This is a genomic window from Arthrobacter sp. SlRoot2-15, from assembly GCF_059739345.1.
Window position 1 is genome coordinate 2,640,383 of the sequence record NZ_AP046058.1, and the last position, 17,807, is coordinate 2,658,189.

A 17,807-nucleotide genomic window follows, 5' to 3' on the forward strand; every position below is an offset into this window, starting at 1 on the left:
GCTGAGAGACTATGACCGCAACCCGTAACGTAAAGGGCCTGCTGGGCACGAAGCTCGGCATGACCCAGGTCTGGGACGAGAACAACAAGCTCATCCCCGTCACTGTGGTCCAGGCAGACTCGAACGTCATCACGCAGCTGCGCAACGCAGAGACTGATGGCTACGTCGCCGTTCAGATCGGCTACGGCCAGATCGATCCCCGCAAGGTCACCAAGCCGCTGGCTGGTCACTTTGAAAAGGCAGGCGTCACGCCTCGCCGCCACGTCGTAGAACTGCGCACCGCAGATGCTGACTCTTACGAGCTGGGCCAGGAGCTCTCCGTTGAGCTCTTCGAAGCCGGCCAGAAGATCGACGTCGTTGGCACCACCAAGGGTAAGGGCTTCGCCGGTGTTATGAAGCGCCACGGCTTCCACGGCGTTGGAGCTTCCCACGGTGCCCACAAGAACCACCGTAAGCCCGGTTCTATCGGTGGAGCATCCACCCCGAGCCGCGTCTTCAAGGGCATGAAAATGGCCGGCCGCATGGGCGCCGTTCGTCACACCACGCTGAACCTCACGGTCCACGCGGTTGACGTCGAGAAGTCGCTGCTCCTGATCAAGGGTGCCGTCCCCGGCGCCCGCGGCCAGGTCGTACTCGTACGCACCGCCGTGAAGGGAGCCTAGTTCAATGACTAGCACTGTCAAGGTTGACCTGCCCGCAGAGATCTTCGACGTACAGACCAACGTGCCGCTGCTGCACCAGGTCGTCGTTGCACAGCTCGCTGCTGCTCGCCAGGGTACCCACAAGACCAAGACCCGCGCCGAGGTTTCCGGTGCAGGTCGCAAGCCGTTCAAGCAGAAGGGCACCGGCCGCGCCCGTCAGGGTTCCATCCGTGCTCCTCACATGACCGGTGGTGGCATCGTCCACGGCCCGACGCCGCGTGACTACAGCCAGCGCACCCCCAAGAAGATGATTGCTGCTGCCCTGCGCGGCGCTCTCTCTGACCGCGCCCGTAACGGCCGCATCCACGTCGTTGCTGAACTGGTCGCCGGCACCAAGCCGTCCTCCCGTGAAGCACTGGCAACGCTGCGTGGCGTCTCCGAGCGCAAGAACCTGCTCGTTGTCATCGACCGCGCCAACGATGTTGCTGCACTCTCCGTGCGCAACCTCCAGGATGTTCACGTTCTGTACGCAGACCAGCTGAACACCTACGACGTGCTCGTTTCTGACGACGTAGTCTTCACCAAGGCTGCCTACGAAGCATTCGTTGCTGACAAGGCTGCAAAGAACGAGGAGGATGCCAAGTGAGCGCAGCCACCATCAAAGACCCGCGCGACGTCGTGCTTGCACCCGTCGTCTCGGAAAAGAGCTACGGCCTGATCGACGAGGGCAAGTACACCTTCCTGGTGGACCCCCGCTCGAACAAGACCGAGATCAAGCTGGCCGTGGAGAAGATTTTCTCCGTCAAGGTCGAATCGATCAACACCATCAACCGTGCCGGTAAGCGCAAGCGCACCAAATTCGGATGGGGTACCCGCAAGAACACCAAGCGTGCCATTGTGAGCCTCAAAGAAGGCACTATCGACATCTTCGGCGGTCCGCTCTCGTAGCGGAGACCACTTTAACGAGGAAATAAATTATGGGAATCCGTAAATACAAGCCGACTACCCCGGGCCGTCGTGGCTCGAGCGTAGCGGACTTCACCGAAATCACGCGGTCGACGCCGGAAAAGTCGTTGGTTCGTCCCCTCCCGAAAAAGGGTGGCCGTAACAACACCGGTAAGATCACGACCCGTCACAAGGGTGGTGGCCACAAGCGCCAGTACCGTCTGATCGACTTCCGTCGCCACGACAAGGACGGCGTCAACGCCCGCGTTGCCGAAATCGAGTACGATCCGAACCGCACGGCTCGCATCGCCCTCCTGCACTACGTTGATGGCACCAAGCGTTACATCATCGCCCCGAACAAGCTGGCCCAGGGTGACACCGTGGAAGCAGGTGCCGACGCTGACATCAAGCCCGGCAACAACCTGCCGCTGCGCAACATCCCGGTCGGTACCGTAATCCACGCAGTTGAACTGCGTCCGGGTGGCGGCGCCAAGATGGGCCGCTCCGCCGGCGCATCGATCCAGCTCGTTGCAAAGGAAGGCCGTTTCGCCCAGCTGCGTCTGCCTTCCGGCGAAATCCGCAACGTTGACGTGCGCTGCCGCGCAACCGTCGGCGAGGTCGGCAACGCCGAGCAGTCGAACATCAACTGGGGCAAGGCCGGCCGTATGCGCTGGAAGGGCGTCCGCCCGACCGTCCGTGGTGTCGCGATGAACCCGGTCGACCACCCGCATGGTGGTGGCGAGGGTAAGACGTCCGGTGGACGTCACCCCGTCAACCCGAACGGTAAGCGCGAAGGCCGCACCCGCCGTCCCAACAAAGAGAGCGACAAGCTTATTGTTCGTCGCCGTCGTACTGGCAAGAACAAGCGATAGGAGCCTGGACACATGCCACGCAGCCTGAAAAAAGGTCCTTTCGTTGACCAGCACCTCTTTGTGAAGGTAGCCAGGGAAAACGAAAAGGGCACCAAGAACGTCATCAAGACCTGGTCCCGCCGTTCGATGATCGTCCCCGACATGCTCGGCCACACGATCGCCGTGCACGACGGACGCAAGCACATCCCGGTGTTTGTCACTGAGTCGATGGTCGGGCACAAGCTCGGCGAATTCGCTCCCACGCGGACATTCCGCGGCCATGTCAAGGACGACCGTAAGGGCAAGCGCCGCTAGGCGCCTGCACTTACGTCAAAGACGAGAGAAGGAAAGCAATGGAAGCCAAGGCAATTGCGCGTCACATCCGCGTAACGCCTATGAAGGCCCGGCGCGTCGTCAACCTTGTTCGTGGTAAGCAAGCGAACGAGGCTCTGGCAATTCTGAAGTTTGCCCCGCAGGCAGCTTCGGAGCCGGTATTCAAGGTAGTTCAGTCGGCAATCTCCAACGCCCGGGTCCTCGCGGACCGCGACGGCGTGGCGTTTGACGAAGGTGACCTCATCATCAGCGAAGCGTTTGTTGATGAAGGCCCGACCATGAAGCGGTTCCAGCCGCGTGCCCAGGGTCGTGCATTTCAGATCAAGAAGCGCACGAGCCACATCACCGTGGTAGTCGCTACCCCGGAGAAAGAGGAGGCTCGCTAAGTGGGACAGAAAGTTAACCCGCACGGGTTCCGACTCGGTATCACCACCGATCACGTATCGCACTGGTTCGCCGACAGCACCAAGTCCGGCCAGCGGTACAAGGACTTCGTTCGCGAAGACATCCGTATCCGCCAGCTCATGTCCACGGGCATGGAGCGCGCCGGCATCGCCAAGGTTGAGATCGAGCGCACCCGCGACCGTGTCCGCGTGGATATCCACACGGCACGTCCGGGCATCGTGATCGGCCGCCGCGGCGCCGAGGCAGACCGCATCCGCGGCGAGCTCGAAAAGCTCACCGGCAAGCAGGTTCAGCTGAACATCCTCGAGGTCAAGAACCCCGAGATGGAAGCACAGCTTGTTGCCCAGGGTGTTGCAGAGCAGCTGACTTCCCGCGTGGCTTTCCGCCGTGCGATGAAGAAGGCAATGCAGTCCGCACAGCGCGCTGGTGCCAAGGGCATCCGTATCGCTTGCTCGGGTCGACTGGGTGGCGCAGAAATGTCCCGCTCGGAGTTCTACCGCGAAGGCCGTGTGCCCCTGCACACCCTGCGCGCGAACATCGACTACGGCTTCTACGAGGCCAAGACCACCTTCGGCCGCATCGGCGTGAAGGTCTGGATCTACAAGGGTGACGTCACCGCCAAGGAACTGGCTCAGCAGGCAGCTGCTGCTCCGTCCCGCGGCCGCGGTGCCGGCGACCGTCCGGGCCGCCCGGGTGGCGCCGACCGTGGTGACCGCCGTCGTCGTAACGACCGTCCGGCCGCCGACGCAGCTCCTGCTGCCGACGCTCCGGCAGTTGAGGCTGCACCTGCTGCAGTAGAAGGAGGACAGGCTTAAATGCTTATCCCACGTCGAGTCAAGCACCGTAAGCAGCACCACCCGGGTCGTTCCGGCGCTGCTACGGGCGGCACCGAGGTCTCGTTCGGCGAGTGGGGTATCCAGGCTCTGAGCCCGGCATACGTCACCAACCGTCAGATCGAGTCTGCCCGTATCGCGATGACCCGCCACATCAAGCGTGGCGGAAAGGTCTGGATCAACATCTACCCGGACCGTCCGCTGACGAAGAAGCCGGCCGAAACCCGCATGGGTTCCGGTAAGGGTTCTCCGGAATGGTGGGTTTCAAACGTCAAGCCGGGCCGGGTTCTCTTCGAACTCTCCGGTGTTAGTGAAGAGGTAGCTCGCGAGGCCCTGCGCCTGGCAATCCACAAGCTGCCGTTGAAGGCACGCATTGTGCGTCGCGAAGGTGGTGAGTAGAAATGGCAGTAGGATCCAAGGAACTTGCATCCGCACAGCTGGACGGTTTCGACAACGAGCGTCTCGTTGAAGAACTCCGCAAGGCCAAGGAAGAGCTGTTCAACCTGCGTTTCCAGTCCGCCACCGGCCAGCTGGAGAACCACGGTCGTCTGCGCGCGGTAAAGAAGGACATCGCACGCATCTACACCGTTCTCCGTGAGCGCGAGCTGGGCATTCGTGCCGAGGTTGCCGCACCGGTTGTGGAAGCCAAGGAAGAGAAGAAGTCCAAGAAGGCTTCGACCAAGAAGGCTGACACGGCTGAAACGGTTGAGACCGAGGAGGACGCCAAGTGAGTGAAAAGGACGAGAACGTGACGGAAACTGTTTCCGACGCAGCCAAGGCTGACGAGCGCGGTTACCGTAAGACTAAGCGTGGCTACGTCGTCTCGGACAAGATGGAAAAGACCATCGTTGTCCAGGTCGAGGACCGCGTGAAGCACGCCCTCTACGGCAAGGTCATGCGCCGCAACACGAAGATCAAGGCTCACGACGAAGAGAACAGCGCCGGCATCGGCGACCTCGTTCTCCTCGCCGAGACCCGCCCGCTCTCCGCTACCAAGCGGTGGCGCCTGGTGGAGATCCTCGAGAAGGCCAAGTAACACCAGCACCCTGGTGATACAGCCGAAGCCCTCGTTCCCCTTTGGGGGAGCGGGGGCTTCTGCGTTGCCCGGGGTGGGGAGTCGCCACGGGGTCACGCAGGGCAGGCTTTTGCGGGGCGTACGACGCCGGTGGGCCGGGTTTCCGGGGGAGTGGGGCGGCCGGCGGGCCAAAAGGCTGTCCTGCGTGACGGCGTCGTCGCCTTGTTCCGACGCTCCCTCACTTGTGGTGCGCAATTGGTTGACGCTCCCTCACTTGTGGCTGTCTCTTGGATGACGCTCGATCACTCCTGCCTGAAGGCCTGCAGGATGTGAGGGAGCGTTGCTGGAAGGCCCGCCGGATGTGAGGGAGCGTTGCTGGAAGACCTGCCGGATGTGAGGGAGCGTTGCTGGAAGACCTGCCGGATGTGAGGGAGCGTCGACCAGGTGGATACGACGCCGGTGGGCCGGGTTCCCGGGGGAATGGGGCGGCCAGTGGGCCAAAAGGCTGTCGTGCGTGGCGCCGTCGTGCGCCGCCGACGGGCGGGGCCTCAAGTGTCCGTTCGCGCTTTGGTGCCGTGCGGGGGAGGGCAGCTGTGATATGGGGATGCGCCGGAAACGTGCTAAGATTTTGAGTTTGTATGGCGCCTTTCGTGCGTCATCGTCAACCTCGTAAACAATCGTGCCACGGCATAGTGCCCCCTCGCGCCTCGCGCGCCAGGGAAGCAACTGTTTTTGGCACGGGCGTTTAGGCCTGGTCTGGCAAAATCCAGGCAGGTCAAGAGACACCCCGATCAACCGTTCCGCAAGGCTCATTCCGTAGGAAGATTTTCGGTCTGAGAACCGGCGCGACGCAAGGAGTAAATAGTGATTCAGCAGGAGTCGCGACTCAAGGTCGCCGACAACACGGGTGCTAAGGAAATCCTTACCATTCGCGTTCTCGGTGGATCTGGCCGTCGCTACGCAGGCATTGGCGACGTGATCGTCGCTACCGTCAAGGACGCAATTCCGGGCGGCAACGTAAAGAAGGGCGACGTCGTCAAGGCTGTCATCGTCCGTACCAAGAAGGAACGCCGCCGTGCGGATGGTTCCTACATCAAGTTTGACGAGAACGCAGCTGTGATCCTGAAGAACGACGGTGACCCCCGCGGTACCCGTATCTTCGGACCGGTTGGTCGTGAGCTTCGCGACAAGAAGTTCATGAAGATCGTTTCTCTGGCTCCGGAGGTGCTCTAGTCCATGGCTAAGATCAAAAAGGGTGACCTCGTTCAGGTCATCACTGGCGCCAAGGCTGAGCGCGGCGGCGACCGTGGCAAGCAGGGCAAGGTTCTGCGCGTATTCCCGGAGACCAACCGCGTGTTGGTCGAAGGCATTAACCGCGTAACCAAGCACACCAAGGTCGGTCAGTCGCAGCGCGGCACCAAGACCGGTGGCATCGAGGTCGTTGAGGCTTCAATCCACATCTCCAACGTGGCCCTGGTTGACCCCTCCACCAAGAAGCCCACCCGCGTCGGTTTCCGCACCGAGACCGTTGAGCGCGATGGCGTGAAGCGTGAAGTGCGTGTCCGCGTGGCCAAGAGCTCAGGGAAGGACATCTAATGACTGAGACTCTCGAGACTCCGGCAAGCAAGATCGTTCCTCGTCTGAAGACCAAGTACGCGGATTCCATCAAGAGCGCGCTCGTTGAGGAATTCAAGTACGAGAACGTCAACCAGGTTCCCCGTCTGGTGAAGGTCGTTGTGAACATGGGTGTTGGAGATGCCGCCAAGGACTCCAAGCTGATCGACGGCGCCGTCCGCGATCTGACCCTGATCACCGGCCAGAAGCCGCAGGTAACCAAGGCCCGCAAGTCGATCGCACAGTTCAAGCTGCGCGAAGGCATGCCGATCGGTGCGCACGCAACTCTGCGTGGCGACCGTATGTGGGAATTCCTGGACCGTCTGGTCACGCTGGCACTGCCGCGTATCCGCGACTTCCGGGGCCTCAGCGGCAAGCAGTTCGACGGCAACGGCAACTACACCTTCGGTCTGACCGAGCAGGTTATGTTCCACGAGATCGACCAGGATTCCATTGACCGCGTTCGCGGTATGGACATCACCGTCGTGACCACTGCCAAGACCGACGACGAAGGCCGCGCGCTGCTCAAGGCGCTTGGCTTCCCGTTCAAGACCGAAGATTAATCTAGCTACGTAAAAGGTCCGGCTGGCTGGCTCTGATGCCAGGGCAGCGGAAACCGTTATGAGGAAGGGCAAGAGCCCACATGACTATGACAGATCCTGTCGCAGATATGCTTACGCGTCTGCGCAATGCAAACTCGGCATACCACGATTCCGTGTCTATGCCTTACAGCAAGCTCAAGGCACGCGTTGCTGACATCCTGAAGGCAGAAGGCTTCATCGCCTCCTGGAAGGAAGAAGACGCGGAGGTTGGCAAGAAGCTGACCCTCGAGCTCAAGTTCGGTCCGAACCGCGAGCGTTCCATCGCTGGCGTTCGTCGTATTTCCAAGCCGGGACTGCGCGTTTACGCAAAGTCCACCAACCTGCCGCACGTGCTCGGTGGCCTGGGTATCGCAATCCTGTCCACCTCTTCCGGCCTCCTGACTGACAAGCAGGCCGGCAAGAAGGGCGTGGGCGGCGAAGTCCTCGCTTACGTCTGGTAACGGGAAAGGAAGAGAATAATGTCACGTATTGGACGTCTCCCCATCACCGTTCCTGCCGGCGTTGAGGTCAAGGTTGACGGCTCTGTCGTCAGCGTCAAGGGTTCCAAGGGCGAGCTGAGCCACACTGTGGCCAGCCCGATCGAGGTCACCCTGGAAGATGGCACCCTGACTGTCGCCCGCCCGAACGACGAGCGCGCCTCCCGTTCGCTGCACGGCCTGACCCGCACCCTGATCGCCAACATGATCCAGGGCGTTACCGCAGGCTACGAGAAGAAGCTTGAGATCGTCGGTACCGGTTACCGCGTCCAGGCCAAGGGTTCTGACCTGGAGTTCGCTCTGGGCTACAGCCACCCGGTCAACGTCTCGGCTCCGAACGGCATCACCTTTGCAGTTGAGACCCCGACCAAGCTCTCTGTTTCAGGTATCTCCAAGCAGCAGGTCGGCGAGGTTGCTGCCAACATTCGCAAGCTGCGGAAGCCGGACCCCTACAAGGGCAAGGGCATCCGCTACGCCGGCGAAGTCATCCGCCGCAAGGTCGGAAAGGCTGGTAAGTAACCATGGCCATCGCAATTAACAAGAAGCGTACGAACAAGAGCAAGTCTGCCCAGCGCAGCCGCCGCCAGCTTCGTATCCGCAAGCGCATCTCCGGTACGGCTGTACGTCCTCGCCTGGTCGTCAACCGTTCCGCCCGCCACGTATTCGTCCAGGTTGTCGATGACACCAAGGGCCTGACCGTAGCGAGCGCCTCCACGCTGGAAGCCGACCTTCGTGCATTCGACGGTGACAAGACCGCCAAGGCCAAGCGCGTTGGCGAGCTCGTCGCCGAGCGTGCCAAGGCTGCCGGTATCGAAGCCGTTGTCTTCGACCGCGGTGGTAACAAGTACCACGGCCGGATCGCCGCCGTCGCTGACGGCGCACGTGAAGGTGGGCTGGCACTGTGACCGAAAATAACGAAAAGGACATTCAGGTGACTGAAGCTGTAGCTGCTCCGGCAACTGAGACCGCTGCGCCTGCTACCACTGACGACCGCCGTGGTGGCGCGCGTCGTGGCGAGCGTGGCGACCGCGGCCAGGGCCGTGGCGACCGTGGTGGCCGTGGTGGCCGCGACGGCGGCCGCGAAGCCGAGAAGAGCCAGTTCGTAGAGCGCGTCGTAACCATCAACCGTGTTTCCAAGGTCGTCAAGGGTGGTCGTCGCTTCAGCTTCACCGCCCTCGTCGTCGTCGGTGACGGCAACGGTATGGTCGGCGTCGGCTACGGCAAGGCTAAGGAAGTTCCCGCCGCCATCGCGAAGGGCGTTGAAGAGGCCAAGAAGTCCTTCTTCCGCGTTCCCCGCATCGGCAGCACCATCCCGCACCGCGTTCAGGGTGAGGCCGCCGCAGGCGTCGTAATGCTGCGTCCGGCTTCCGCCGGTACCGGTGTTATCGCCGGTGGTCCGGTCCGTGCAGTACTGGAGTGCGTGGGCATCCACGACATCCTCTCCAAGTCGCTCGGTTCCTCGAACGCCATCAACATCGTTCACGCGACCGTTGATGCGCTGAAGCGCCTCGAAGAGCCGGCAGCAGTGGCAGCACGCCGCGGCCTGCCCCTCGACGAGATCGCTCCGCCGGCAATGGTGAAGGCGCTCCTGAACCAGAAGGCAGGTGTCTGAGTCATGGCTAAGAACCTGATCCCCTCCGACGCTCAGTTGGAGATCACTCAGATCAAGTCCGCCATTGGCGGCAAGCAGAACCAGCGCGACACCCTGCGGTCCCTCGGCCTGAAGCGGATCGGACACACCGTTGTCCGCACCGCCGACGCCGTGACCGTCGGAATGCTCAACACGGTTCCGCACCTGGTAAAGGTAGAGGAGGCGAAGTAAATGGCAGATAAGAACACCGCCGAGAAGGCACAGGGCGCCGCTGCTGAGAAGCAGAACGCACTGAAGGTTCACCACCTGCGTCCCGCCCCGGGTGCCAAGACCGCCAAGACCCGCGTTGGTCGTGGTGAAGGCTCCAAGGGTAAGACCGCTGGTCGCGGTACCAAGGGTACGAAGGCCCGTTACCAGATCAAGGCTGGCTTTGCCGGCGGCCAGCTGCCGCTGCACATGCGCCTGCCGAAGCTGCGCGGCTTCAAGAACCCGTTCCGGGTTGAGTTCCAGGTTGTTAACCTGGACAAGCTCAACGAGCTGTTCCCGGAAGGCGGCGACGTCACCGTGGAGAACCTGGTCGCAAAGGGTGCCGTTCGCAAGAACCAGCCCGTCAAGGTGCTGGGTACCGGCGACATCACCGTCAAGGTGAATGTCACCGCCCACGCATTCTCGGCCAGCGCCGCAGAAAAGATTGAAGCAGCAGGCGGCAGCACCACCGCCCTCTAAGGAGGCGGCGGGGCTCCAGCCCGTTGTTCAAACTCCCGGTACCGGGGCTCACGCCCTTGGTACCGGGAGTTTTTTCATTTTCCGGGCCCCGCCGATTGTCCGCGGGACGCATCCACCCGTTAGACTCGGTTGTTGGGTTTATTTGACCTATCTCACACGACTTTACTTAATACTCAGGAGGACGCTTGCTTAGCGCATTTGGCCGGGCCTTTCGCACGCCTGATCTGCGACGCAAGTTGTTGTTCACGCTGGGAATCATCACAATCTTCCGCTTGGGTGCCTTCATCCCCTCGCCTGGTGTGAACTACCAGAATGTCCAGCAATGCTTGCAGAACGGTCAGACCTCGGGCGGGATCTACCAGCTCGTCAACCTGTTCAGCGGCGGTGCATTGCTGCAGGTCTCGATTTTCGCGCTCGGGATCATGCCGTACATCACGGCCAGCATCATCGTCCAGCTGCTTCGCGTGGTCATTCCCCGGTTCCAGCAGCTCTACGAAGAGGGCGCCTCGGGCCAGTCCAAGCTGACCCAGTACACCCGCTACCTGACGATCGCCCTGGGCCTGCTGAACGCCACCACGCTGGTGTCTCTGGCCCGTTCAGGCCAGCTGCTGCCCAACTGCCAGCTGCCCATCATCCCGGACGCGAGCATCATCACCACCATCCTGATCATCATCACGCTGACGGCCGGCACCGGCCTCATCATGTGGATGGGCGAGCTCGTGACCGAGAAGGGCGTCGGCAACGGCATGTCCCTGCTGATCTTCACCTCGATCGCCGCCGGCTTCCCGACGTCCCTCGGCGCCATCTGGAAGGCGCAGGGCCCAGGCACCTTCTTTATGGTCCTCGTCATCGGCCTGCTGACCGTGGCGCTGGTGGTCTTCGTGGAGCAGTCCCAGCGCCGTATCCCGGTGCAGTACGCCAAGCGCATGATCGGCCGCCGCACCGTGGGCGGCACCAGCACCTACATCCCCATCAAGGTGAACATGGCCGGCGTCGTGCCCGTCATCTTTGCATCCTCGATGCTGTACCTGCCGGGCCTGATCTCGCAGTTCAACCGGCCCGCGCCGGGGGAGCCCGTGGCGCCGTGGGTTGAGTGGATCAACAACAACCTCACCCGCGGTGACCACCCCATCTACATGGCCCTCTACTTCGCCATGATTGTGTTCTTCACTTACTTCTATGTTGCGATCACTTTCAACCCTGAGGAAGTTTCTGACAACATGAAGAAGTACGGCGGCTTCATTCCGGGTATCCGTGCCGGCAAGCCGACCGCGGATTACCTGCAGTATGTGCTTTCCAGGATCACCCTGCCAGGCGCGATCTACCTGGGCCTCGTGGCCCTGATCCCGCTGATTGCTTTGGTCTTGATCAATGCCAACCAGAACTTCCCGTTCGGCGGCACCTCGATCCTGATCATGGTGGGCGTTGGTTTGGAGACCGTCAAGCAGATTGATGCGCAGCTACAGCAGCGTCACTACGAAGGGCTTTTGCGATGACGAGAATGTTGATTATCGGACCTCCTGGTTCCGGCAAGGGGACGCAGGCGGAACGCATTTCGGAGCGCCTCGGCGTCGTGGCGATCTCCACCGGCGACATTTTCCGTGCCAACGTCAAGGGTGAGACGCCGCTCGGCATCGAAGCCAAGAAGTACATGGACGCGGGGGACTTCGTTCCGGACAGCGTCACCAACAAGATGGTCCGCGACCGGCTGACCGAGGACGACGTCGAAGCGGGCTTCCTGCTCGACGGCTACCCGCGGACCACCGCCCAGGTGGACTACCTCGACGCGATCCTCGCCGACGGCGAGCAGAAGCTCGACGTCGTCCTGCAGCTCACAGCCGACGATGAGGAACTCGTCAAGCGCCTGCTGGGCCGCGCCAAGGACACCGGCCGCAGCGATGACAACGAAGCCGTCATCCGCCACCGGCTGGACCTCTACCACGGCCAGACGGAGGCCGTGGTCGCCAAGTACGCTGAGCGCGGCATCCTCACCCAGGTCGATGGCATCGGCGGCATCGACGAGGTCACTGACCGCGTCATGGAGGCCATCAAGGCGGCGCAGTCCGCCTGATCCGGACCGCAAACCATTGAGGCTCCTCCCGCAGTGCCGGGAGGAGCCTCAGGCATTTCTCCGCGCAGCCCTTCCCCCGGGCGCACCGGAACCACCGAAAGGACGCTGAGGATGGCATTCGGCCAGCCCCGCATTGAATACAAGACCAACGCCCAGATGCGGACCATGCAGGAGGCGGGCCTGGTCCTCAGTCGCGCCCTCGACGCCGCCGTCGCAGCGGCCGTTCCCGGCGTCACCACCCGCGATCTCGACGCCGTGTTCGCGGCCGTGCTGCAGGAGGCCGGGGCGAAGTCCAACTTCCTCGGCTACCACGGCTTCCCGGCCACCATCTGCACCTCCGTCAACGAGGAAGTGGTGCACGGTATCCCGGGCGACCGCGTACTTCAGGACGGCGACATCATCTCGATCGACGGCGGCGCGATCGTGGACGGCTGGCACTCGGACTCGGCCCGGACCGTCGTCGTCGGCACGGCCGACCCGGAGGACCAGCGGCTTTCCGACGTCACGGAGGCGGCCATGTGGCATGGCATCGCGGCGCTTGCCACCGGGAAGTTTATCGGCGACATCGGCAACGCCGTGGACGACTACGTCTCCTCCGTGCCCGGCAAACCTCTGGGCATCCTGGAGGACTACGTCGGCCACGGGATCGGTTCGGAGATGCACATGGCCCCGGACGTGCTGAACTACCGTACGGGCCACCGGGGGGCCAAAATCCGTCCCGGGCTGTGCCTGGCCATTGAACCCATGCTGGTCCGCGGGAGCATCGACACAGCCGTCCTCGAGGACGACTGGACGGTAGTCACCACCGACGGCAAACGGTCCTGCCAGTGGGAGCACTCCGTGGCTGTCCACGAGAAGGGCATCTGGGTGCTTTCCGCCCCGGACGGGGGAGCCGCGAAGCTGGCACCCCTCGGCGTCGTGCCCGTCCCGATCCCCTAAGTCCCCTTAAAGCCAAGTAGCTCGCATTTGTTGTCGTTCCGAGCGTTCGAAACGACAACAAATGCGAGCTACGTTCGTTTAAGGCCTAGCTCTTGAGCTTCGGCTTTACGTCCTTGGTGTAGATGCCATCCAGGGTGGTCTTGAGTTCGGTCATGGTGGCCTTGACATCGCCCTGCTGGGTGAGGATCTTCGCAGCTGCCTTGGCCATCTCCTGGTCCGCGCCGGGCAGGAACACACGTGCGTTGTCCTGCACCCGGGTCGCCGAGAGCTGATCCATCGCCGTCTTGATCTGCGGGGTCTTGGCCAGGACCGCCGTCATGTCCGCGGAGGTGCGGGTGGGCATGTAGCCGGTGGCGGCGGAGAACGCCGCCGTGTTCTCCGGCTCCGTCATGAACTTCAGGAAGGTCGCTGCGGCGAGCTGGACTTCCTTGCTGACGCCGCTGGGAATGCCGAGGCCGGCGCCGCCGGTGGGGCAGACACCGCTTTCGTTCTTCGGGCCACCGGGCAGGAAGCCGACGCCGACGTTGAATTTGGCGGACTTCAGGACACCGAGCAGGGAGCCCGTGGAGGAGATCGTGGCGGAGGTGATGCCGGCCGCGAAGTCGTCGGCGGCTTCCTTGGAGGAAACACCGGCCCACTTGTCCTTGTAGATCGAGTCCTGCGCCCACTGGAGGGCCGCCACCGACTCGGTGGAGTCACAGTTGATGGTCCACTCGTTGGACCAGCTGCCGCCCCAGCCCCACAGGTTGTTCTGCAGCGTCCAGCCGGCGTAGCCCGCCAGCGCCGGGTAGATGTAGGCGTACTGGGCGCCGGAGCTGGCCATGAGCTTGGGAGCCCATTCGGCGAACTCCTGCCAGGTCTTCGGGGCCCGGTCCGGCAGCCCGGCGGCCTTGAAGTGGTCCTTGTTGTAGTAGAACAGCGGCGTGGAGCGGCCGTAGGGGAGGGCCCACTGCTTGTCGGCGTACTTGTAGTCCGCGACGAGCGACTTCTGGAAGTCGTCCACCTTGATGTCCAGCTGCTTGATCAGGCCGTCCAGGGGGATGATGTTGCCGTTGGTGTAGTACCGGAACCACCAGACGTCGGAGAGCACCACGAGGCCCGGCAGGGCCGACTTCGCGGCCTGGGAGGTCTGGAACTTCTGCGCGATTTCCTCGTAGTTGGCGCCGGCGGTGATCAGGTTGACCTTGATCTCCGGGAACTTCGCCTGGAACTTCTCGATGATGGCCTTTTCCACATCCTGGGATTTGCCCGGGTGGTTGGTCCAGAAGTCGATGGACGAGGCGGGCTTCACGCCGCTGAAGTCGATGTCGGCCGCGGCGGAGGTCGCGGTGCTGCCTCCGGTGGTCGGGCCGCCGCAGGCTGCCAGGGCCGCGGCCCCGGCTCCGGCGCCGGCCAGGCCAAGGAAGTTTCGGCGGTCAAGGGATAGTGCCATGGTGGATCCTCTCAAGGGTGCTGACTCGTTGTGATGTTTAGGGGTGATTGGGGAATTTCGGGTCATCCGGTGACGCTGCCCTGGGTGAGGCCGGCCACTATGTAGCGCTGCAGGGCCGCGAAGACCAGCAGGATCGGCACGATCACGAGCACGGCGCCTGCCATCAGAATGCCCCAGCCGGAACCGTTGCCCTCCGAGTTCTGCAGCAGGGTCAGGCCCACCGGCAGGGTCATGGTCTCCGGCCGGTCGGTGATGATGAGCGGCCAGATGTAGTCGTTCCATTCGCTCACGACGGTGACCAAGGCAACGGTGGCGATGGAGGGGCCGGAAACCGGGACCACCACCTGCCAGAGCCGGCGCCAGTGGCCGGCACCGTCGATCTCTGCGGCTTCCAGGATGGAGCCCGGCAGCGTCAGAAAGTGCTGGCGGAGCAGGAAGGTGCCGAAGGCGGTCCCGAGCCCGGGCAGGATGATGCCCCAGAGGGTGTTCTTTCCGCCCATGCCGGCGATCAGGATGTAGTTAGGCAGGATGGAGACCTGCGGCGGCACCATGAGGGCGACCAGGATGATGATGAAGATGGCGTTCTTGAAGGGGAAGCGGACGAAGACCAGGGCGTATGCCGTGAGGATGGCCAGGATCACCTTTACGGTGGATCCCACCGTGGTGACAATCAGGCTGTTGATGAAGAACTGCGCGAACGGCACGGTCGTCATCGCGACATGGTAGTTATCCAGGTTCACGCTCTCCGGCAGGAGCTTCAGGTCCATCGTGATGATCTCGCCGGGCTGCTTGAAGGAGCTCAGCACCATCCAGAGGAGCGGCAGGACGACGACGAGGGTCGCCAGGATCAGCGGGACGTAGCCGCCGGCAATGGTTTGGACCAGATTGGCGCGCGAGAACGGGCGGTCGCGCCGCGGCGGAGCCTCGGGGCCGGAAACGGGCCCGGCGTTGGCCGCGGGATCGGGGCTGACGGGGGAGAGTGTGCTCACGAGTAGTGCACCTTCCGTTCTACGAACCGCACCTGCAGCACGGTGATGACGAGCAGGATCGCGAACAGGACCACGGAGATGGACGCCGAGTAGCCCGCCCGGTTGAAGGCCCCGAAGGCCTGCAGATAGGCCTCGTAGATCAGGGTGGACGTTCCGTTGCCCAGCGGGGTCATGATGCGGATCAGGTCGAAGGCCTGCAGCGAGCTGAGCATGGTGGTGATCAGCAGGAAGAACGTGGTGGGGGAGAGCAGCGGTATCGCCATGCTGGTGAAGCGGCGGAACCCGTTGGCGCCGTCGAGCGAGGCCGCCTCCATCACGTCCTGGGGCAGCGACTGGAGGCCTGCGAGGTAGACGACGGCGCAGTAGCCGAGGTTCTTCCAGACGTACACGATGATCACCATGACCAGGGAGAGCTGCGGGTCGTTGATCCACTGCGGGCTCTGCTGCCCGATCCCGCGCAGGAGCCAGGACAGAACACCGTAGCCGGGGTCGAAGATGAACAGCCAGACCAGCCCGACGCCGACCCCGCTGAGTACGTAGGGGGCAAACACGGCGGACCGGGCGAAGGTGGTGCCGCGGACCTTCGAGTTCAGGGCCAGCGCCACCAGCAACCCGAGGACCATGGAGCCGCCGACCGTGATGAGCGTGAAGATGGCCGTGGTCCCCAGCACCTTGGGTGCGTCGGTGCTGGTGAAGAAGGTGATGTAGTTGTCGAAGCCGACGACTGTGGCGGAGGCGGAGCCCAGGGTCCAGTCCAGCGTCGAGTAGTAGATGTTGTTGATCAGCGGGAGGTAGGTGAACACCGCTATCAGTGCCAGGTTAGGCAGGGCCAGCGCGAGGAAGACGATGAAGTCCCTGCGGGTCCGGGCGGACCAGCGTCCCCTGCGCTGCTCCGGCGTGACGTTTGCGGCGGTAGCCGCAGGCCTGTCAGTCAGTTGTCTTGTCATGGGGTCTCTAACAGATCCGGGCCTGCCGGTGGCAGGCGGTTGGGCGGGGGATCAACTTAACTTCACCACATGGTTTGTGGGCGGATTCCCGCACAAGGCCCTCTCAGAGCTTTGTTCTGCCAGGCTTCCTTGCCCGTTTACCTCATGTTGGTTGCAGTATTCCATAACGTTCGTTTGCGCGCGGGGAGGTCGCGGTGGACGGTTTTTCGGGCAGTGGGGGCGCACAATGAAGCCATGACTGCGATCACCGACGTCTCCGGCATCCGTGTGGGCCACGCGTCCCGGACCGGGGAGGGCTGGCTGAGCGGCGTGACTGTGGTGCTCCCGCCGCCGGGCACCGTTGGCTCGGTCGACGTCCGGGGCGGCGGCCCGGGTACGCACGAGACCGACGCGCTGGACCCCACGACGCTCAGCGCCAACGTCGACGCCGTGGTCCTCACCGGCGGCAGTGCCTTCGGGCTGGCGGCCGCCCACGGCGCCCAGCGCTGGTGTGAGGAGCAGGGCAGGGGCTTCGCCGTGCCCGGCGGGGTGGTGCCGATCGTTCCCGCCGCGGCCATCTTCGACCTGGGCCGCGGCGGAGACTTCGCCTCCCGCCCGGACGCGGCCATGGGCTACGCGGCAACCGCCGACGCCGCCGGCCGCCAGGACGGACACGACGTCGAACGCGGCAACATAGGCGCCGGCACGGGAGCGGCCATAGGCCGGGGCACGTACAAAGGGGGAGTGGGCACGGCCTCCCTCACCCTGGACAACGGCGTCGTCGTAGGGGCAATCGCCGTAGTCAACGCGCTGGGACTGCCCTTCAGCACATCGCCGGTACGGGTGGAACCCGAGGGTGACACGGAACCGGAGCAGGCGGCACATCTGGAACCCGGAAGCGTGCGTCTAAGCGAGGAACGAGCGAGCACGCGGAGGGTTTCGGATGCGCCGCCCCTCAATACGACCCTCGTCGTCGTCGCGACCAACGCCGTCCTGGACAAGGCCGAATGCAAGCGCACTGCCTCGGCAGCCCACGCCGGGCTTGCCAGGGCCCTAAATCCCAGCCACACCCTCGCCGACGGTGACACGGTCTTTTGCCTCGCGACCGGGGCGCTGCCGCTGGACCGCAGCAGCGAGGCGGCGCGGCAGGTGAGCCTGATTACGCTGCAGAGCGCGGCGGCCGACGTTGTCCGGCTGGCCATCCTGGACGGGATCGCGGCCGCGGCGGAGGTGGAGACGCCTGCGGGGCGTTTTCGTGCATACCGGGACGGAGTGCGCTAGCATGGCTGGATTTAACATTCGGCCCGCAATGCCGTAGTGTTGACTGTTGGTTGTCTGCCCTGTTGTGCCCTTTTGTGGCCTGGTGGCTGCAGGCAAGCATGCAAAACAAGCAATTAAAAACGTCCGCAGTGGTCGCC

26 protein-coding genes are annotated in these 17,807 nt (G+C 63.3%); 23 read left to right on the forward strand and 3 right to left on the reverse strand.

Going from position 1 to position 17,807, the window contains the following annotated elements; genetic code table 11:
• Positions 1–11: 11 nt before the first annotated feature.
• The 22 genes from rplC to map all read left to right on the forward strand — a co-directional run bounded on the left by rplC (position 12) and on the right by map (position 13,042).
• Entirely contained in the window at positions 12–662 is a 651-nt protein-coding gene (gene rplC, locus AC6I9V_RS12170) for a 50S ribosomal protein L3 (RefSeq protein WP_003803812.1), read from the forward strand.
• Positions 663–666: 4 nt separating this feature from the next.
• Complete coding sequence (gene rplD / locus AC6I9V_RS12175) at positions 667–1,287, forward strand: 50S ribosomal protein L4 (protein ID WP_138768569.1); 621 nt, start codon at positions 667–669, stop codon at positions 1,285–1,287.
• Positions 1,284–1,589: a 50S ribosomal protein L23 gene (gene rplW, locus AC6I9V_RS12180; RefSeq protein ID WP_018773664.1), complete on the forward strand. Its 306-nt coding sequence runs from the start codon at positions 1,284–1,286 to the stop codon at positions 1,587–1,589. Before rplD ends, rplW begins: the two co-directional genes overlap by 4 nt.
• 29 nt (positions 1,590–1,618) lie before the next feature.
• Entirely contained in the window at positions 1,619–2,458 is an 840-nt protein-coding gene (gene rplB / locus AC6I9V_RS12185; protein ID WP_024366131.1) for a 50S ribosomal protein L2, read from the forward strand.
• A 12-nt stretch (positions 2,459–2,470) separates the two neighbouring features.
• Positions 2,471–2,752: a 30S ribosomal protein S19 gene (rpsS, locus tag AC6I9V_RS12190; protein WP_018773666.1), complete on the forward strand. Its 282-nt coding sequence runs from the start codon at positions 2,471–2,473 to the stop codon at positions 2,750–2,752.
• A 38-nt stretch (positions 2,753–2,790) separates the two neighbouring features.
• Positions 2,791–3,156: a 50S ribosomal protein L22 gene (rplV, locus tag AC6I9V_RS12195; protein ID WP_003803798.1), complete on the forward strand. Its 366-nt coding sequence runs from the start codon at positions 2,791–2,793 to the stop codon at positions 3,154–3,156.
• Entirely contained in the window at positions 3,157–3,990 is an 834-nt protein-coding gene (gene rpsC, locus AC6I9V_RS12200) for a 30S ribosomal protein S3 (protein WP_146336867.1), read from the forward strand.
• Positions 3,991–4,407, forward strand: a complete 417-nt coding sequence (gene rplP, locus AC6I9V_RS12205) for a 50S ribosomal protein L16 (protein WP_138768571.1) — start codon at positions 3,991–3,993, stop codon at positions 4,405–4,407. It abuts the gene before it with no gap.
• Positions 4,408–4,409: 2 nt separating this feature from the next.
• A complete protein-coding gene (gene rpmC / locus AC6I9V_RS12210; RefSeq protein ID WP_138768572.1) occupies positions 4,410–4,739 on the forward strand; it encodes a 50S ribosomal protein L29 in 330 nt (109 codons plus the stop codon).
• Positions 4,736–5,044, forward strand: coding sequence for a 30S ribosomal protein S17 (gene rpsQ, locus AC6I9V_RS12215; RefSeq protein WP_056737811.1), 309 nt, complete (start codon positions 4,736–4,738; stop codon positions 5,042–5,044). The genes rpmC and rpsQ overlap by 4 nt, the downstream gene beginning before the upstream one ends.
• A gap of 843 nt (positions 5,045–5,887) precedes the next feature.
• Positions 5,888–6,256 carry a 50S ribosomal protein L14 gene (gene rplN, locus AC6I9V_RS12220; protein ID WP_003803789.1) on the forward strand — a complete coding sequence of 123 codons (369 nt, stop codon included), beginning with the start codon at positions 5,888–5,890 and terminating at the stop codon, positions 6,254–6,256.
• Between the two features lie 3 nt (positions 6,257–6,259).
• On the forward strand, positions 6,260–6,619 hold the full coding sequence (rplX, locus tag AC6I9V_RS12225) for a 50S ribosomal protein L24 (protein ID WP_066436866.1): 360 nt from the start codon (positions 6,260–6,262) through the stop codon (positions 6,617–6,619).
• On the forward strand, positions 6,619–7,200 hold the full coding sequence (gene rplE / locus AC6I9V_RS12230) for a 50S ribosomal protein L5 (protein WP_056737813.1): 582 nt from the start codon (positions 6,619–6,621) through the stop codon (positions 7,198–7,200). The genes rplX and rplE overlap by 1 nt, the downstream gene beginning before the upstream one ends.
• 80 nt (positions 7,201–7,280) lie before the next feature.
• Positions 7,281–7,679: a 30S ribosomal protein S8 gene (gene rpsH, locus AC6I9V_RS12235; protein ID WP_056737814.1), complete on the forward strand. Its 399-nt coding sequence runs from the start codon at positions 7,281–7,283 to the stop codon at positions 7,677–7,679.
• Between the two features lie 18 nt (positions 7,680–7,697).
• On the forward strand, positions 7,698–8,234 hold the full coding sequence (rplF, locus tag AC6I9V_RS12240; RefSeq protein ID WP_028269576.1) for a 50S ribosomal protein L6: 537 nt from the start codon (positions 7,698–7,700) through the stop codon (positions 8,232–8,234).
• 2 nt (positions 8,235–8,236) lie between these two features.
• Complete coding sequence (gene rplR / locus AC6I9V_RS12245) at positions 8,237–8,620, forward strand: 50S ribosomal protein L18 (RefSeq protein WP_018773674.1); 384 nt, start codon at positions 8,237–8,239, stop codon at positions 8,618–8,620.
• Between the two features lie 26 nt (positions 8,621–8,646).
• Positions 8,647–9,327 (forward strand): 30S ribosomal protein S5, encoded by a 681-nt coding sequence (rpsE, locus tag AC6I9V_RS12250; RefSeq protein WP_173403037.1) that lies wholly within the window; start codon positions 8,647–8,649, stop codon positions 9,325–9,327.
• A gap of 3 nt (positions 9,328–9,330) precedes the next feature.
• Positions 9,331–9,537: a 50S ribosomal protein L30 gene (gene rpmD, locus AC6I9V_RS12255; RefSeq protein WP_056626615.1), complete on the forward strand. Its 207-nt coding sequence runs from the start codon at positions 9,331–9,333 to the stop codon at positions 9,535–9,537.
• Positions 9,538–10,032, forward strand: a complete 495-nt coding sequence (rplO, locus tag AC6I9V_RS12260; protein WP_497899618.1) for a 50S ribosomal protein L15 — start codon at positions 9,538–9,540, stop codon at positions 10,030–10,032.
• Between the two features lie 185 nt (positions 10,033–10,217).
• Positions 10,218–11,528 (forward strand): preprotein translocase subunit SecY, encoded by a 1,311-nt coding sequence (gene secY, locus AC6I9V_RS12265; protein ID WP_349413016.1) that lies wholly within the window; start codon positions 10,218–10,220, stop codon positions 11,526–11,528.
• A 5-nt stretch (positions 11,529–11,533) separates the two neighbouring features.
• Complete coding sequence (locus tag AC6I9V_RS12270) at positions 11,534–12,103, forward strand: adenylate kinase (protein WP_349413028.1); 570 nt, start codon at positions 11,534–11,536, stop codon at positions 12,101–12,103.
• 111 nt (positions 12,104–12,214) lie between these two features.
• Positions 12,215–13,042, forward strand: a complete 828-nt coding sequence (gene map / locus AC6I9V_RS12275; protein ID WP_497899619.1) for a type I methionyl aminopeptidase — start codon at positions 12,215–12,217, stop codon at positions 13,040–13,042.
• Between the two features lie 85 nt (positions 13,043–13,127).
• Here map and AC6I9V_RS12280 read toward each other — a convergent pair whose 3' ends face one another.
• The 3 genes from AC6I9V_RS12280 to AC6I9V_RS12290 all read right to left on the reverse strand — a co-directional run bounded on the left by AC6I9V_RS12280 (position 13,128) and on the right by AC6I9V_RS12290 (position 16,410).
• A complete protein-coding gene (locus AC6I9V_RS12280) occupies positions 13,128–14,474 on the reverse strand; it encodes an ABC transporter substrate-binding protein (RefSeq protein ID WP_349413014.1) in 1,347 nt (448 codons plus the stop codon).
• Between the two features lie 62 nt (positions 14,475–14,536).
• Positions 14,537–15,463 (reverse strand): carbohydrate ABC transporter permease, encoded by a 927-nt coding sequence (locus AC6I9V_RS12285; RefSeq protein ID WP_497899620.1) that lies wholly within the window; start codon positions 15,461–15,463, stop codon positions 14,537–14,539.
• Positions 15,460–16,410: a carbohydrate ABC transporter permease gene (locus tag AC6I9V_RS12290; RefSeq protein ID WP_349413013.1), complete on the reverse strand. Its 951-nt coding sequence runs from the start codon at positions 16,408–16,410 to the stop codon at positions 15,460–15,462. Before AC6I9V_RS12290 ends, AC6I9V_RS12285 begins: the two co-directional genes overlap by 4 nt.
• A gap of 234 nt (positions 16,411–16,644) precedes the next feature.
• Between AC6I9V_RS12290 and AC6I9V_RS12295 the strand changes: the two genes are divergently transcribed.
• The gene (locus AC6I9V_RS12295) at positions 16,645–17,670 is read left to right on the forward strand and encodes a P1 family peptidase (protein ID WP_497899621.1); all 1,026 of its coding nucleotides are present in this window, start codon (positions 16,645–16,647) and stop codon (positions 17,668–17,670) included.
• Positions 17,671–17,807: the final 137 nt, after the last annotated feature.

Excerpts from the sequence above, each read along its gene's own strand:
- map (WP_497899619.1), top strand. The coding sequence starts at position 12,215 with ATGGCATTCGGCCAGCCCCGCATTGAATACAAGACCAACGCCCAGATG.
- rpsH (WP_056737814.1), top strand. The coding sequence starts at position 7,281 with ATGACTATGACAGATCCTGTCGCAGATATGCTTACGCGTCTGCGCAAT.
- rpsS (WP_018773666.1), top strand. The coding sequence starts at position 2,471 with ATGCCACGCAGCCTGAAAAAAGGTCCTTTCGTTGACCAGCACCTCTTT.
- rplR (WP_018773674.1), top strand. The coding sequence starts at position 8,237 with ATGGCCATCGCAATTAACAAGAAGCGTACGAACAAGAGCAAGTCTGCC.
- rpmD (WP_056626615.1), top strand. The coding sequence starts at position 9,331 with ATGGCTAAGAACCTGATCCCCTCCGACGCTCAGTTGGAGATCACTCAG.
- rplE (WP_056737813.1), top strand. The coding sequence starts at position 6,619 with ATGACTGAGACTCTCGAGACTCCGGCAAGCAAGATCGTTCCTCGTCTG.
- AC6I9V_RS12270 (WP_349413028.1), top strand. The coding sequence starts at position 11,534 with ATGTTGATTATCGGACCTCCTGGTTCCGGCAAGGGGACGCAGGCGGAA.
- rplV (WP_003803798.1), top strand. The coding sequence starts at position 2,791 with ATGGAAGCCAAGGCAATTGCGCGTCACATCCGCGTAACGCCTATGAAG.
- rplD (WP_138768569.1), top strand. The coding sequence starts at position 667 with ATGACTAGCACTGTCAAGGTTGACCTGCCCGCAGAGATCTTCGACGTA.
- rplP (WP_138768571.1), top strand. The coding sequence starts at position 3,991 with ATGCTTATCCCACGTCGAGTCAAGCACCGTAAGCAGCACCACCCGGGT.
- rplB (WP_024366131.1), top strand. The coding sequence starts at position 1,619 with ATGGGAATCCGTAAATACAAGCCGACTACCCCGGGCCGTCGTGGCTCG.
- rplF (WP_028269576.1), top strand. The coding sequence starts at position 7,698 with ATGTCACGTATTGGACGTCTCCCCATCACCGTTCCTGCCGGCGTTGAG.
- AC6I9V_RS12290 (WP_349413013.1), bottom strand. The coding sequence starts at position 16,410 with ATGACAAGACAACTGACTGACAGGCCTGCGGCTACCGCCGCAAACGTC.
- AC6I9V_RS12295 (WP_497899621.1), top strand. The coding sequence starts at position 16,645 with ATGACTGCGATCACCGACGTCTCCGGCATCCGTGTGGGCCACGCGTCC.
- rpmC (WP_138768572.1), top strand. The coding sequence starts at position 4,410 with ATGGCAGTAGGATCCAAGGAACTTGCATCCGCACAGCTGGACGGTTTC.
- rplC (WP_003803812.1), top strand. The coding sequence starts at position 12 with ATGACCGCAACCCGTAACGTAAAGGGCCTGCTGGGCACGAAGCTCGGC.
- rplX (WP_066436866.1), top strand. The coding sequence starts at position 6,260 with ATGGCTAAGATCAAAAAGGGTGACCTCGTTCAGGTCATCACTGGCGCC.
- rplO (WP_497899618.1), top strand. The coding sequence starts at position 9,538 with ATGGCAGATAAGAACACCGCCGAGAAGGCACAGGGCGCCGCTGCTGAG.
- AC6I9V_RS12280 (WP_349413014.1), bottom strand. The coding sequence starts at position 14,474 with ATGGCACTATCCCTTGACCGCCGAAACTTCCTTGGCCTGGCCGGCGCC.